15 protein-coding genes are annotated in these 13,253 nt (G+C 62.4%); 4 read left to right on the top strand and 11 right to left on the bottom strand.

Annotated features, from left to right (window positions below):
* Window positions 1–7: 7 nt before the first annotated feature.
* The 3 genes from ABDB81_RS08190 to ABDB81_RS08180 all read left to right on the top strand — a co-directional run bounded on the left by ABDB81_RS08190 (window position 8) and on the right by ABDB81_RS08180 (window position 3,088).
* The gene (locus tag ABDB81_RS08190) at window positions 8–1,201 is read left to right on the top strand and encodes an MFS transporter (RefSeq protein WP_137924353.1); all 1,194 of its coding nucleotides are present in this window, start codon (window positions 8–10) and stop codon (window positions 1,199–1,201) included.
* Window positions 1,202–1,761: 560 nt separating this feature from the next.
* Entirely contained in the window at window positions 1,762–2,706 is a 945-nt protein-coding gene (locus ABDB81_RS08185) for a metallophosphoesterase (protein WP_137924329.1), read from the top strand.
* Window positions 2,707–2,740: 34 nt separating this feature from the next.
* On the top strand, window positions 2,741–3,088 hold the full coding sequence (locus ABDB81_RS08180; protein WP_137924330.1) for a cupredoxin family copper-binding protein: 348 nt from the start codon (window positions 2,741–2,743) through the stop codon (window positions 3,086–3,088).
* 168 nt (window positions 3,089–3,256) lie between these two features.
* On the opposite strand, the gene ABDB81_RS08175 is transcribed toward ABDB81_RS08180, so the two are convergent.
* The 10 genes from ABDB81_RS08175 to ABDB81_RS08130 all read right to left on the bottom strand — a co-directional run bounded on the left by ABDB81_RS08175 (window position 3,257) and on the right by ABDB81_RS08130 (window position 10,183).
* Window positions 3,257–4,027 carry a molybdopterin-binding protein gene (locus tag ABDB81_RS08175; protein WP_137924331.1) on the bottom strand — a complete coding sequence of 257 codons (771 nt, stop codon included), beginning with the start codon at window positions 4,025–4,027 and terminating at the stop codon, window positions 3,257–3,259.
* On the bottom strand, window positions 4,014–4,868 hold the full coding sequence (locus tag ABDB81_RS08170) for a cytochrome b/b6 domain-containing protein (RefSeq protein WP_137924332.1): 855 nt from the start codon (window positions 4,866–4,868) through the stop codon (window positions 4,014–4,016). Before ABDB81_RS08170 ends, ABDB81_RS08175 begins: the two co-directional genes overlap by 14 nt.
* A 167-nt stretch (window positions 4,869–5,035) precedes the next feature.
* A complete protein-coding gene (gene dsbD, locus ABDB81_RS08165) occupies window positions 5,036–6,961 on the bottom strand; it encodes a protein-disulfide reductase DsbD (RefSeq protein ID WP_237381009.1) in 1,926 nt (641 codons plus the stop codon).
* A gap of 205 nt (window positions 6,962–7,166) precedes the next feature.
* Entirely contained in the window at window positions 7,167–7,487 is a 321-nt protein-coding gene (locus ABDB81_RS08160; RefSeq protein WP_137924334.1) for a P-II family nitrogen regulator, read from the bottom strand.
* Window positions 7,488–7,543: 56 nt separating this feature from the next.
* A complete protein-coding gene (petA, locus tag ABDB81_RS08155) occupies window positions 7,544–8,149 on the bottom strand; it encodes a ubiquinol-cytochrome c reductase iron-sulfur subunit (RefSeq protein ID WP_137924335.1) in 606 nt (201 codons plus the stop codon).
* Between the two features lie 62 nt (window positions 8,150–8,211).
* Window positions 8,212–8,868: an isoprenylcysteine carboxylmethyltransferase family protein gene (locus tag ABDB81_RS08150; RefSeq protein WP_137924336.1), complete on the bottom strand. Its 657-nt coding sequence runs from the start codon at window positions 8,866–8,868 to the stop codon at window positions 8,212–8,214.
* 70 nt (window positions 8,869–8,938) lie between these two features.
* On the bottom strand, window positions 8,939–9,160 hold the full coding sequence (locus ABDB81_RS08145; RefSeq protein WP_160475182.1) for a DUF2933 domain-containing protein: 222 nt from the start codon (window positions 9,158–9,160) through the stop codon (window positions 8,939–8,941).
* 81 nt (window positions 9,161–9,241) lie between these two features.
* Window positions 9,242–9,493, bottom strand: coding sequence for a DUF2933 domain-containing protein (locus ABDB81_RS08140; protein WP_137924338.1), 252 nt, complete (start codon window positions 9,491–9,493; stop codon window positions 9,242–9,244).
* A gap of 49 nt (window positions 9,494–9,542) precedes the next feature.
* On the bottom strand, window positions 9,543–9,860 hold the full coding sequence (locus tag ABDB81_RS08135; RefSeq protein ID WP_237381008.1) for a hypothetical protein: 318 nt from the start codon (window positions 9,858–9,860) through the stop codon (window positions 9,543–9,545).
* 71 nt (window positions 9,861–9,931) lie between these two features.
* Window positions 9,932–10,183 carry a hypothetical protein gene (locus ABDB81_RS08130; protein ID WP_137924339.1) on the bottom strand — a complete coding sequence of 84 codons (252 nt, stop codon included), beginning with the start codon at window positions 10,181–10,183 and terminating at the stop codon, window positions 9,932–9,934.
* 277 nt (window positions 10,184–10,460) lie between these two features.
* Between ABDB81_RS08130 and ABDB81_RS08125 the strand changes: the two genes are divergently transcribed.
* Window positions 10,461–10,589 (top strand): hypothetical protein, encoded by a 129-nt coding sequence (locus ABDB81_RS08125; RefSeq protein WP_255459763.1) that lies wholly within the window; start codon window positions 10,461–10,463, stop codon window positions 10,587–10,589.
* Window positions 10,590–10,789: 200 nt separating this feature from the next.
* On the opposite strand, the gene ABDB81_RS08120 is transcribed toward ABDB81_RS08125, so the two are convergent.
* Entirely contained in the window at window positions 10,790–13,252 is a 2,463-nt protein-coding gene (locus ABDB81_RS08120) for a heavy metal translocating P-type ATPase (protein ID WP_160475181.1), read from the bottom strand.
* Window position 13,253 lies beyond the last annotated feature (1 nt).

Raw genomic sequence — 13,253 nt, 5'->3', positions numbered from 1 at the left:
GATGGCCATGGAGCCAAGCGGCGGCGTGATCGCCAGGCTGGGCATTGCCCAGACCTTGGCGTGGGGTTCGACGTACTACCTGCCGGCGATGCTGGCGACGCCGATGGCGAAGGACCTCGGCGTATCCACCCCTACGGTATTTGCGGCCTTCAGCGCTGCGCTTGTCGTGTCGGCCCTGATCGGGCCGTCTGCAGGCAGAATGATCGATCGGACTGGCGGCCGCTCGATACTGGTAGCCACCAGCATCATATTTGCCTTGGGTCTGGCGGGTCTTGGTTTCGCCCAAGGCCCAGTTGGACTCTTTGCTGCCTGGCTGGTCCTGGGTATTGGAATGGGCGCAGGGCTATATGAGGCCGCATTCGCGACGCTTGTGGCCCTGTACGGCCACCGCTCTCGGGGCGCGATTACCGGCATCACGCTCATCTCCGGCTTCGCCAGCACGGTCGGCTGGCCGCTGTCGACATTCATGGAGGCACACATTGGATGGCGCGGTGCGTGTCTCGCGTGGGCGGGATTGCATCTGACACTCGGTTTGCTCCTGAATGCGAGCGTGCCGCGCGGCCTTGTGTCCCAAGATGCCAAGCAAGACAAGGTTGCTCCGGTGAAGCGCGAGCCCTCGAATGTGGCGGAGAGCGACTCCCAACGGCTCGCCTCGTATGCGTTGGCCTTTGTGTTCGCGGCGACCTGGTTCATCAGCACAGCGATGGCGGCCCATTTGCCGCGCCTCCTGCAGGCTGGCGGTGCAACCGTCGCAACGGCCGTGACGGTAGGCGCTTTGATCGGCCCTGCTCAAGTGGGGGCGCGAATCCTCGAGTTCGGCTTCCTCAGAAAGGTTCATCCGCTGCTTTCCGCTCGCATTGCAGCCGCACTGCACCCCATCGGAGCAATGGCATTTGGCGTGGCAGGCGCTCCCGCAGCGGCATTGTTCGGTGTATTGCATGGTGCCGGCAACGGCATCCTAACCATCGCAAAGGGAACGCTACCGTTGGTCATCTTCGGGCCAAACGATTACGGCCATCGTCAAGGCGTCTTGATGGTCCCCGCACGCGTTGCACAGGCATTGGCACCGTGGCTGTTTGGCATTTGCCTCGACGCATTCGGCGCAAAGGCGCTTTGGCTATCATCGGCTCTCGGCGTAGGGGCCATCGTCATGCTGATGGCAATTCGGCAAACAGAAGAACCCCTCGCAAAGGCGGTCTGAGCCGGCAGCTCGCTCAGCGACGCTATGACTGAATGCCCCTCAGGCAATCACCGGTGTTGCCGAGCGTCCAATAATCGCGTGCATACGTTCATCTGCGCGGAACTCAGCCGATGGCCTATAAAGGGTCGGCAGTTGCCTCTGAAAGCCGCAACCGCTGGACAGGGTGGGCGGAGGGCAGAGATCGGGCCATGAGCGGCCGTTCGCGTAGGCTGGCGACCCGCCTCAAGCGCGCTCGATGAATCGTGCCTGATCAGGCCCACACCCTACCCCTGAGGGGGACGAGAAAACCCCGGCACTGTACGGTCTTTCGTTCGTGTGCCGCGGGGCCGACCGACTTTGCCGTGCCGACCGCCTGCTCGGATTGCTCCACAAGCGGCATCGATCCCAGGGTGCCGTATAAGGAATTTCGACCGCCGCGGCGTCCTCTTTTCGCTGTTGTCACAGGCAATGCTTAAGGCGGAATAAAACGGATGGCCCGGCAGTAATACAGATGAACCCAATCGCGAGGCCTGTCGGATAGTCCGGCAATCTACCTCTCGAAACTGACTCGTGAGGGCAATATGTCATCAGGTCTTCCGTTCGATCCGTTGCGCCGCAGTGCGTTGAAGTGTCTCGCATTCGGCGGCGCGGGCACCGTGTTTGTTTTGGCCGGCGGTGTTCTCTCGCCTATGGAATTGGCCCTTGCCGCCACAGGGAAGAGGCCGTCGGTCGGCTCGGGCGTCCCTCTATTCCTGCAGATCAGCGACACACATATCGGCTTCAACAAGGAAGCCAATCCGGACGTCGCGGGCACGCTCAAGCAGACCATTGACCTCGTCAACGCGATGCCGATCAAGCCGGCGCTGACGATTCACACTGGAGACATTACGCATCTATCCAAGGCAGAAGAGTTCGACCACGCGGCGCAATTGATGTCCGGGCTGAATATCACCGAGTTGCATACCGTGCCCGGCGAGCATGATGTAACCGATGGGCCTGGGACGGAATACTTCAATCGTTTCGGCCAAGCCTCCGGCAATAAGGGCTACTACAGCTTCGACCACAGTGGCGTCCACTTTGTCGGGCTGGTCAACGTGATGCATTTCAAGCCGAACGGTCTGGGGGGCTTGGGCGACGACCAACTCGCCTGGCTGAAGGCCGATCTGAAGGGCCACTCGTCCAGCACACCGATCGTCGTCTTCGCACACATGCCAATGTGGACGATCTACCAACCGTGGGGCTGGGGCACCGGCGATGCCGGCGAGGCGATGACCTATCTGCAGCGCTTCGGTTCCGTCACCGTCTTGAACGGCCATATCCACCAGATCGTATCGAAGGTGGAAGGCAATATTACTTTCCATACGGCGCGTTCGACGGCCTATCCTCAACCGACAGCCGGCAATGGCCCCGGACCGATGCCGCTCACGGTACCTAGTGATCAGCTACCTAGGATGCTTGGCGTGACCAGCATCAAGATCATGCGGCACCCGCTCGCTGCGACGCTCACCGACACGACGCTCGCCTGAACGTCCAGACACCCCACCAACCAGGACCAGAATCATGCCAACGTCTATTCTTCGCCGCGCCTTGGTCTTCTCTCTCGGGGCCGGGGTATTCATCGCGGCATCGGCTTCCGGGTTCTCCGTCGCGCAAGCCGAGGAGAACAATGCCGTCGTTTTGAAGAATTTCCAGTTCTCGCCGATGTCGCTGACGATCAAAGCCGGCACGACCGTCACGTGGAAAAACCTCGATGGCGAACCGCACACGATTGTCAACGACGCCGGCCTCTTCCGCTCCAGCGCGCTCGACCAGAACGACACCTTCAAGTTCAGATTCGATAAACCGGGGGTCTACAACATCTTCTGCGGCATACACCCGAACATGAGGGCGACGATAACCGTCCAGTAGATACAGTTCGAGCCGGAAGCGCGAGGCCAGACAGAGGCGGCCGAGGCCTAGTCCGGCCGCGCTGCAGGGAGGGTCCGCGTGGAGACGCCGGCAGAGATGAACGGCGAACTGATAGTAGCGCTGACCACCGCCGGCAAGCGCGCGCAGGACGAAAAATCCGGCGCTTCGTCAGATGCCGGCATACCACTCATACCCCTGGTCTTCCCAGTAGCCGCCTTTGCCCTCACCAATGCTTTCAAAGCTGCTGACGAGTTCGATGCCCATGATGTATTTGGCCATCTTGTAGCCGAGCTGTCGTTCTACCCGGACGCGTAAAGGCGCGCCATTGGCGATCGGCAACGGCTTGCCGTTGAGCTCGTAGGCGAGAATGGTCTGCGGATGGTAGGCATCTTCCATGTCGATGCTCTCGTAATATTTCGTCCCCTCTGCATCCATCGGGTCGGCGCAGTAAAAGACCACGTAGCGTGCCTCCGGCCTCGGGTGGACACGCGCGAGCAAGGCACTTAATGGTGCGCCTTTCCATTTGCCGATCGCGCTCCATCCTTCGACGCAATCGTGACGGGTAATCTGGCTCCGGGCGGGCAGCGCGCGCAGTTCGTCCAGCGAAAACGTTGCGGGCTGCTCAACCAGGCCGAAAACCTTGAGTCGGTACGCGGCGAATTCGCCGGCGGCCAGGAACTGGTATCGCTCGTCGTCCGGATTGGCGGTGCCATTGCTGCGAAACGTCGGCGAGAGGTCCGCTTCGGTGAATTCCTGCGCCATCGAATGGCGCGAGGTCACCAGATGTTGCGTGGCCTGGCTAAGCTTTTCCCCGCTCTTCAGAAGCTTCGGAAACCACACGGTGCCCGACAATCGATCGCAGCTTGCGAGAAACAGGGCGCCGCTGGCGGCCAGGAGTCGGGCAAGAAAGCGGCGGCGGTTCGGCTCATTCGCTGTCATGATGATCCTCCGTCGCCGGGATCCGATAGCGCCCCGTAACCATTGCGCGCAGGTTGTTCCAGAGCCCTGTGATGATGACTTGAGAGACATGAATGAGGACGAACGCTACCAGTGCCAGGGCGGCGATGAAATGGATCGTGCGCGCGGATTGCCGTCCGCCGAACCAATCGACCCACCCGGGGATCACTGAGTCGAGCCACGGCGACATTGCCCACCCCATCAAAATTGCGAGCGGCAGCAGGCCGAAGATGACGATCAGGTAGGTGAGCTTTTGGAGAACGTTGTAATGTTTCGCGGCTTCGCCCTTGGGATGGCGTAGCAGCAGGTGGTCCTTGAGCGACTTGCGGATGGAATGCCAGTCCTCCTTGGTCGGCGTCAGGTCGCGCACGAGATGCCGGCTGAAGATCGCGTGGATGACATACGCCAGACCATTGATGACTAAGATCCAGGCAAAGAACAGATGCCAGCGCCGTCCCAGTGCCAGCCACTGGGGCCCGGGAATGGTCGCCCAGGCAGGAAAACCCCGTCCGACCAGGTCGCCGTCCGGGCCTCTCGATGCGCCGAGCACACCCGTCGTGTTGAATTCGCGGCCAGCCACCCTGGTGACGCCGACCACTTTTCCGTCCTTGGTTTCCTTGGCGCCCATTTGCAGGATCGGCGGCCGGCCGGTATACGACGACTTGCCCCAGTAGAGCGCAGGGTGCGCGTTGAAGATCTGCAGCCCGCTCATCAGCAGGATGAAAAACGCGATGACGTTGATCCAGTGCATGATCCGCACCGGCAATGTGTGGCGGTAATAAAGCGAGTCTCGGCGAGGGACCGCTGCATCGGAAGACCGCATGGTGTAGCTCTCATCGAATGAAACGCTTGGCAGCGTCGCCTCGACAACTTATGCGTGGCGCGATGCATCAATGATAGGCGTTCGGCGATATCCCGGAGTCAAGGCGGACAGCGGGGCTGCCGCGAGAGCAGTGCTGCGACTGCGGAGAGTTGTCGACGCTGCCGGAATTATTGGGGAGATGTCTGCCCGTGGGCCGGTGGCGGAGCGGAAGCTGACGGCCCACGCGCCGAGTTCCGCTCCGCGCCCCCCAAAGCGCGCGCCACGCTATCAAGAAATCGTGCAGGGGCTTGGAAGCCGATGACTCTCACAGGGCTCTCGCGACCGTCTGCGCCGAAGAAGATGATCGCCGGCGGGCCAAATAGCCCGAAGCGCTTGAGCAGTGCCTTGTCATCGGCGTTGTTCCGGGTAACGTCCGCCTGCAGGATTACTATATTGGCGAGTTGCGCTCGCACGCCTGCATCGGAAAAGGTGAAGCGCTCCATCTCCTTGCAGCTCACACACCAGTCGGCATAGAAATCGAGCATGACCGGCTGGCCGATGGCGGCCGCTTGCGCAATGCGCACATCGAGCTCAGCCACGGTGCGCACCCGCTCGAAACGCAAGGGCTCGTGGCTTGCCAGGCTATCCGGTGCTCGGCGGCCGGCGCTCAATCCCGCCAGCGGCTGCAGCGGATCGCGCCCGCCAGATGCCAGCCCGACGAGCACGACGGCCCCCGCAAGCGCAGCCAGCAAGCCCAGGCCCTTGCCCAACCGGGTCAGCCCATGCGTTTCGGGGCCCAGCGAGTCGAAGGCGTTTAGGAACACGGCGGCCACCAGCAGGAGCGCGGCCCATGCCAACATTGTCATCCAGGCCGGCAGCAGCGCCCTGAGTATCCAGATCGCCGTGCCGAGCAGCAGGAAGCCGAGGGCACACCTTGTCACTGCCACACGGCGCCCGGCGCGTGGCAGCAGGTTGCCGGAGCCAACCCCCACCAGGACCAGCGGCGCTCCCATGCCGAGCGCCATGGCAAACAACGCGCTGCTCCCGATCACGGAATCGCCGGTCTGCGCAATATAGGTCAGCACGCCAGCGAGGGGTTCCGTCACGTGAGGAGCGACGATCAGCGCGGAAATGGCTCCCATCGCTGCGGCGGCGGTTGCATGTACGCCCTGGCGACGCAAAGGCGACGTCATCATCCGCGCCTGCCAACGCTGAGGAAATTGCAGTGCAAGGAGCCCGAACATGGAGAGCGACAGCGCCACCATCCATGTCGCAATGATGCTCAGTACCCACACGGACTGGAGCGCCGCCGAGACCCCCTCGCCAAGCAGCCCGCTGGCCACACCGAGGCCGGTGTAGACCACCGCCATGCCGAGCACATAAGCCAGCGAGACGACCGCAGCACCGCTGCGAGTCACGTGCTCGCCGACCACGATGGCCGACAGGATTGGCATCATCAGCAAGACCGGGGGGGTGAATGTCAGCAGCAGACCCAGGCCGAAGAACAACACGGCAATTTCAGGAATGTTGCGGGCGTCCAGTGCGCCGGTAATGGTTTCCTCGTCCGCCTGCAGATTGCGCTGCGCGAGATTCCCGGTATCAGTCCGGATTTCGGGCGAGGAAGCTGAAGGCACGTTGCGCTCGTGCTGTCCCGTCAGTCCGACTGGCTTGCCGCCTCGCACCTTGTAGACACTTTTCATTGGGGGATAACAGACGCCCTGGTCGGCACAGCCTTGCGAGGTCACCACCAACGTCCACTTGCCATCGGTCGGCGCTTTCTCCACCGGCACGCGGATGATGACACTCCCTTCATAGATTTCCATCGGCTTGCCGAACGCCTCGTCGACCCTGACCTGGCCCGGTGGGAGTTCCGGCGCGCCGAGTTTGACGCCGGCAGGCTGTGCGGTAAAGGCGAAGCGCTCACGATACAGGTGGTAGCCCGGTGCTATGTCGAAACGCACCTCGACGGCATGGTCGTCGAGCTCGCGGGCGGCGAAGCGGAAGGCCTGCTCGGGAGACAGAAGTTCCTCGCTGCCTGCGGCATGGGTGACGACCATGGTGCTCGCGGCGCACAGCCACAGCGCAACGAGCAGGCCAGAAATGATTCGTGCCATGTTCAAGGTCGGCATCCGACTCGGGCCGCCGAAGAATGACACGGCGCACCGCACCTCATACTCTCACCGCCTTTTCTGATCTTGCCGCCAGACCGCCCGATGCGCGCGCCTGCCGCAAAGCAACTCGGCGGACGTTTGATAGGCGGGCAATCGCGGCCGGCCGGGGCCTCAGGCCATGCCGCACTGGCCGAGACGACCTGCCGTCTCACGGATTGAGCTCTGTCGCAGGGGCATGAAGATGCAGCAATTGATCGACCGGCATGACCGCCACGATGCCGGCCCCCGGCACTGAGGAACGTGCCACCTGGAAAATTGCGTCAGCGATGGCCTGAACGCTTTCCTCCTCCACAAAGATCTCAATTTTGGTATGCACACTGGTGAGGTCGCTGGAGAAGAAGTTCTTGTACTCCCCATACCCCTTGACTCGGGTCGCCGTCAGACCGGGTACGTGAACGGTTGCGAACTGCTGTTCAAGCTTTTCCAGCAGATCGGATGGGACGATGGCGACGACGCATTTGGTGCTCATGGTGGTCTCCTTGATGGCTGTGGCACTTCTCGCTAAGCGCGTTCAGGAATACATTGTCATTCGGCCCCGAAGCGATCCCTGCCGACGACCAGTCGGGTGTCGCCCAGATACTCGTGGGGCGGAATCTCCAGATTGAGCGGCGCCGGAACGCTCTTGAAGACACGCCCCGCCAGGTCGAACTTGGAGCCATGGCATGGGCAAAAGAAGCCCCCGGGCCAGCGATCCCCCAAATCCGCGGCAGCGACTTCCGGCCGAAAGATTGGCACGCAGCCCAGATGGGTGCAGATGCCAATCGCCACAAAGAAATTCGGCCGGATAGACCGCGCTTCATTGGCGGCATAGGACGGCTGTTGGCTCTGTCTCGACTGCGGATCGGCCAGCAGGTCGTCATGCTTGCGCAAGCCCGCCAACATGGCCTCGGTCCGGTGCAAGATCCATACGGGCTTGCCCCGCCAGGCAACCGTGACCACGTTACCGGGCTTCACGGTGTCGAGCCGGACATCCACAGGCGCGCCGCTCGATCTGGCGGCATTGCTCGGGGCCATGCTTTGCACAAACGGCAGCATGGCGCCCGCGATCCCTATCCCGCCGAGGGTACCGGTGGCTCGTAGCAGCAATCTGCGCTGACGCAGATCTCGCGGCATGGCAATGGAACCGTTCATGGCAGTTACCTCCATCCGGGACCAACGCGTCCGCCAGGCGGCGCGCTGGCACAACCGGCGCATTAACCAAAAGCGCCGAAAAGCCGCCTCCACTGGCCGCGCCCAGGCAGGAACATCGGCACCCGACGCATGTAGTCCGCATAGGTCGCGCCAAACCGGCAAATCATGTCTCGCTCCTCCTTGCGCGCCAACCGGACATAGACGAACACGATGGCCGGGAACAGTGCCAGGGTGATCAGCGTGGGCCAGTGCACGACCTCGCCAAGGACCGCCAGCAGGATGCCGGCGTATTGCGGGTGGCGTATCACCCCGTACAGGCCTTCCCGTGCGATCCGTTCCTCGCAGCGGGCCGCGTATACCGCAGTCCAGCCACGGATCAGCAGCACGATGCCCGCGGCGAGCAAGGCATAGCCGAGCAGCATTTCCACGATCGCACCGATAGCGCCATAGCCAAGTAAGGTCGCCCACAAATGCCCCGCGTAGGGAGTGTGCGGAATATCGAGGCCGAGGAAGCCCGTCAACAAGTAGATCGTGAGCGGGAACCCGAACATTTCGGCGTAGAGCGCGACCAGGAACGCTTGGACAAGGCCCGCCCCTGCCCACTCACGCCAACCGCTCGGTGCCGCGTATCGGTAGAACGCCCACGATACCAAGACAATGAGGAAGAGCACGAGATCCCAATGGCCATAATGCGCGGCGAAGCCGCTCATGGGGTTCATGGAAAGGCTCCAGGAAGTTAGCCGATCACGAGACCGTCCCGAGATCCCCGGGTCCATTCCTTCATAGGCATCATTTGTCCTCTCGATGCGTTGATTCGTCCTTGCCTGGTGCCTGCATTCCCCGCATCCCGAAGTACATTGCGAGCGGACATACCAGCACACATACGAGCACGAGCGCGAACGGCGCAATGGCCCGCATCGCGGCGTGATACTGTGGCAGCAGCACATACGCGACAACGAGCAGGCCAGCCAGCCCGACTCCAAGCTTCACCATCGTCTTGAGGCTGCACATGATCGGATCTCCTTGCACGCGGCAGTTGCAATGCCCTGGTCCGTTGGTCAAGCGGCGGAACCTCAGTACAAACATGCGTGCTCACTCCTTTCGCCGAAGCGGCCCGGATTGAGGTTCCTGTCGTTTCCCCGGGGATTCCGTGTCCCGGAAATCGTCATACGCGCTAATGCTCTTCATCATCAGCCACATGAACAACGGGCATAGCAGGAGCAGCAGGTACGGCCCGACGCCCACAACAAGCGCGCGGATGCCCGGGGACACTGCGTAGGCAGCGCCCAGCATTGCCAGCAGGGCACCTCCAATGGCTATCATGGTTTTCGCGTTGCGTTTCATCGCAGTACTCCTGTCGACGCGAGATTGTCATACACGACGCCGTTGTCACCTATTTCTGTACCGGCACCTGGACCTTGTCGGCGTACTTGCGCATGATTTCTCCCATGGCCTGCATCATTTCGCCGTGCATTTGCATCAAGAGCTTTTCGTTTCCAGGCGGTAATTGCCCCATCATTGGACAACTGCCCATCATGCCGCCGCCCATCGCGTGGTCCATCCTCATCGCGTGCCCTTTTTCCTGCGACTGGGTCTGGGCCTTGTCACCCGCATCGCCTTGGTCTGCGTCGGCCGCCATGCTCCATCCACCGGCGCCTAGCAGGGTCACCGCAAGCGCTACCGCCATCACTGACTTTGTGTTCATGTCCATCTCCATATCTGCTTGGGTTCCTCGCTTCCCGCCACTTCCGGCGCCGTGAGCGCGGGAGGAAGCGAATCCGGTCACTTGGCTTCGCTCGGGCCCATCGGAGTCATGGGCTGCGCGTCCTTGCCGCTGCTCATCGGGTGGGAACCCATCTTTTTCATCATTTGGTCACATTGCGCCAGCCTGGCGGCTTGGATTGCGGCGGTCGTGTCGCGCTGCTGCGCGGCGGCACGCGCGCTGTTAATGACGTCCCAGTTCGGGCCGGCCAGTGCGAAGCCAGAGAACACGCCGAGTGAAACAAGAAGGATGGATTTGAAAATGGTATGCATGATGATCTTCCCCAAATCTGATGGCTTGCCGGCTCGACCATGCGCAGCCGAGTGACACGCGCGCGGTCAGGCAACCGACATCACGGCAGGTGGCCAGGTTTGGCCACGCGATGGGGAACGATCAGATTCGCAACCGTGCCGTTGCGAGATAGACTGGATCAGGTGGTGGGTGATGCCGCACGGCGGCAGTCAGGGGCGCGCGTCCGGCGGAGGCGATCGGCGCGAGAAAGTACGCGGGCCCGCTCGCCATGGCAGGCAAGAGGCCGAGATCGGGAGAATGCCCATTATTGTCGGCCCAGTGCCGGCCATCCTGTTGGTGGTCAGCGCACAGCGCCGGCTGTGCCTGGTCCATACCCTGACAGGGTTCGGTGGCTGCTATTGCCATGGCATCCGCCGCGTCGCCTGAGCCGGTCGGGCATACGTACCCCGCAATCGCGAGGCGCATGAACAGCACCGACGCCAGCAAGACCAGCGCGAGGAGTCGCGAGAGCGGGCTATGGGTAGGCTTCATGGGCCAATGAAAACAAGTGCTTCCAGTCTAGTCTTGCCAAAACCTGGCAGCAAGGTCACTGCGGACAGCCGTCGCAGGAAATCGCTCACGCATGCTCACCGCGTACGTTGCGCCGCCTCATTCACTTTCGCGCTCAGCCGCAGCGCGTTACTCACCACCGATAATGAACTCAGGCTCATGGCCAGCGCCGCGATCATGGGCGACAGCAGCCATCCGGTCAGCGGGTACAGCAAACCGGCCGCCAGAGGGATGCCCAACGCGTTATAGACGAAGGCGAACGCCAGGTTCTGCCGCATATTGGCGATGGTGGCCTCGGACAGTTCCCGCGCGCGGGCAATGCCGCGCAGGTCGCCTTTCACCAGGGTCACCTGGGCGCTGTGCATCGCTACATCCGTACCCGTCCCCATGGCGACGCCCACATCGGCTTTTGCCAGCGCCGGGGCGTCGTTGATGCCGTCGCCTGCCATCGCCACCACGCGGCCTTCCGCTTGCAGCGTCTCGACCAAGGCCAGCTTGTCGGCCGGTGTGACTTCGCCGTGAAACTCGTCGATGCCGAGACGGCCGGCGACCGCTTTTGCCGTGGCGACGCCGTCGCCGCTTGCCATCACCACGCGTATCCCAGCTTGACGCAATGCAGCAAGCGCGTGTGGCGTGCTGGCCTTGATCGGGTCCGAAACGGCGAGCAGTCCGGCCAGCTGGTGATCGACCGCCAGATACATTACGCTGGCGCCTTGCCGGCGCAGGTCATCGGCCTGCGCCGCCACCGGTTCAATGTCGACTTGCGACGCGTGCATCAACGCGGCATTGCCCAGCTCGAGATGCTGGCCGTTCAACTGGCCGCGCACGCCCATCCCGGCATCCGACGCAAAATTCTCCACCCGATCCAGCGACAAGCCTCGCTCGCGTGCCGCCGCGACGATCGTGGCGGCCAGCGGATGTTCACTGACCTGGTCAAGGCTTGCCGCCAGATGCAACACCTCGGCCTCGCCGAACGAGGCGACACCAAACGCGCGCTCGAAGCCTGGATGGCCCTCGGTGAGGGTGCCGGTCTTGTCGACAATGAGGGTATCGACCTTGCGGAAGTTCTCAATGGCTGCGGCGTCCCGGAACAGGATGCCGTGGCTTGCCGCCTTACCGCTAGCCACCATGATGGACATGGGGGTGGCAAGACCGAGCGCGCACGGGCAGGCAATGATCAGCACCGCCACCGCGTTGACCAGGCCAAAGACCCAGCTCGGCTCAGGACCAAACAGGCCCCACGCAAAGAAGGAAAGCAAGGCGATGCCAACGACTACGATGACGAAGACTCCAGCTACCTGGTCCGCCATTCGTTGCATGGGCGCCTTCGAGCGCTGCGCCTGTGCCACCATCTGAACGATCTGGGACAGCACCGTCTGGGCCCCGACTTTTTCGCAGCGCATTACCAGCGCACCCGAGGTATTGATTGTGGCACCGATCACATGATCGCCGGCGCGCTTGGAAACGGGAAGCGGTTCTCCTGTCAGCATCGATTCGTCAATTGCGCTCGCGCCATCAGTCACGACACCATCGGTCGGCACCTTCTCGCCCGGGCGAATCCGCAACAGGTCGCCAATGTGCACATGTGTCAGCGGCACGTCTTCCTCACTGCCGTCCGCGTTGAGACGGCGTGCCGTCTTGGGGGCAAGGCCGAGCAGCGCCTTGATGGCAGCAGACGTTCGGGAGCGTGCCCGCAATTCAAAGACCTGGCCCAGCAGTGTCAGCGAAATGATCACGGCTGCCGCTTCGAAATAGACCCCGATGCGGCCATGCATGACGAACGAGTAGGGAAACAGGCCCGGGGCGGCTGTGGCGGCAACGCTGTAGACGAATGCCGCGCCGGTCCCGAGGCCGATCAGGGTCCACATGTTGGGGCTGCGATTTCGGAACGATTGCAGGCAGCGGACGAACAGCGGGAAACCGGCCCATAGCACCACCGGCGCGGAGAGCACGAGCTCCACCCAGCCCTGTATTGCCGGATCGACCAAGGCAATGCGGTGGCCCAGCATGGCGAGTAGCACGGTGGCGACCGTCAGCGGTAAGGTCCACCAGAAGCGGCGGCGAAATGTCTCGAGTTCCGGATTCTCTTCCTCTTCCAGGCTTGGCATTTCTGGTTCAAGCGCCATGCCGCATTTTGGACAGGCGCCTGGATGGTCCTGGCGGATCTCGGGGTGCATGGGGCACGTGTAGATCGTGCCCAGTGCCTCCGCTTCCTTGGGGGCAGGTGCAGCCTGCGGGCTCGCATAGCGAGCCGGCTCGGCATCAAATCGGCGCTGGCAGGATGCACTGCAGAAGTGGTAATGCGCCCCGGCATAGTCGGACTGGTACGGTCCATCGCGCTCCACAAGCATGCCGCACACGGGATCGTGCGCCAGCGCTTTGGCCCCGTCATTGACCTTGCTAGTATTCCGTGCGTACGCGTGCTCGCAATGCTGGTGCGCGTGGCCTTGATGCTTGTTGCCAGGGCCACCCTCGACCTCTAATGCTGGCGACGAGGCCGCTTGCGCCCTGGTAACCGTATGCCGTTGCCGATTGTCCATG

The organism is Cupriavidus sp. DL-D2, assembly GCF_039710735.1.
Taxonomy (GTDB): Bacteria; Pseudomonadota; Gammaproteobacteria; order Burkholderiales; family Burkholderiaceae; genus Cupriavidus.
The sequence above is the reverse complement of the archived record's forward strand: the minus strand, read 5'-3'. Positions and strand labels throughout refer to the sequence as shown.

What these genes read in the sequence shown, in the direction of transcription:
- ABDB81_RS08145 (WP_160475182.1), bottom strand. Translation starts at nt 9,160, where the DNA reads ATGTGCAGCCTCAAGACGATGGTGAAGCTTGGAGTCGGGCTGGCTGGC.
- ABDB81_RS08185 (WP_137924329.1), top strand. Translation starts at nt 1,762, where the DNA reads ATGTCATCAGGTCTTCCGTTCGATCCGTTGCGCCGCAGTGCGTTGAAG.
- ABDB81_RS08140 (WP_137924338.1), bottom strand. Translation starts at nt 9,493, where the DNA reads ATGAAACGCAACGCGAAAACCATGATAGCCATTGGAGGTGCCCTGCTG.
- ABDB81_RS08125 (WP_255459763.1), top strand. Translation starts at nt 10,461, where the DNA reads ATGCCCATTATTGTCGGCCCAGTGCCGGCCATCCTGTTGGTGGTCAGC.
- ABDB81_RS08190 (WP_137924353.1), top strand. Translation starts at nt 8, where the DNA reads ATGGAGCCAAGCGGCGGCGTGATCGCCAGGCTGGGCATTGCCCAGACC.
- ABDB81_RS08120 (WP_160475181.1), bottom strand. Translation starts at nt 13,252, where the DNA reads ATGGACAATCGGCAACGGCATACGGTTACCAGGGCGCAAGCGGCCTCG.
- ABDB81_RS08150 (WP_137924336.1), bottom strand. Translation starts at nt 8,868, where the DNA reads ATGAACCCCATGAGCGGCTTCGCCGCGCATTATGGCCATTGGGATCTC.
- ABDB81_RS08135 (WP_237381008.1), bottom strand. Translation starts at nt 9,860, where the DNA reads ATGGACATGAACACAAAGTCAGTGATGGCGGTAGCGCTTGCGGTGACC.
- ABDB81_RS08170 (WP_137924332.1), bottom strand. Translation starts at nt 4,868, where the DNA reads ATGCGGTCTTCCGATGCAGCGGTCCCTCGCCGAGACTCGCTTTATTAC.
- ABDB81_RS08160 (WP_137924334.1), bottom strand. Translation starts at nt 7,487, where the DNA reads ATGAGCACCAAATGCGTCGTCGCCATCGTCCCATCCGATCTGCTGGAA.
- dsbD (WP_237381009.1), bottom strand. Translation starts at nt 6,961, where the DNA reads ATGGCACGAATCATTTCTGGCCTGCTCGTTGCGCTGTGGCTGTGCGCC.
- ABDB81_RS08175 (WP_137924331.1), bottom strand. Translation starts at nt 4,027, where the DNA reads ATGACAGCGAATGAGCCGAACCGCCGCCGCTTTCTTGCCCGACTCCTG.
- ABDB81_RS08180 (WP_137924330.1), top strand. Translation starts at nt 2,741, where the DNA reads ATGCCAACGTCTATTCTTCGCCGCGCCTTGGTCTTCTCTCTCGGGGCC.
- ABDB81_RS08130 (WP_137924339.1), bottom strand. Translation starts at nt 10,183, where the DNA reads ATGCATACCATTTTCAAATCCATCCTTCTTGTTTCACTCGGCGTGTTC.
- petA (WP_137924335.1), bottom strand. Translation starts at nt 8,149, where the DNA reads ATGAACGGTTCCATTGCCATGCCGCGAGATCTGCGTCAGCGCAGATTG.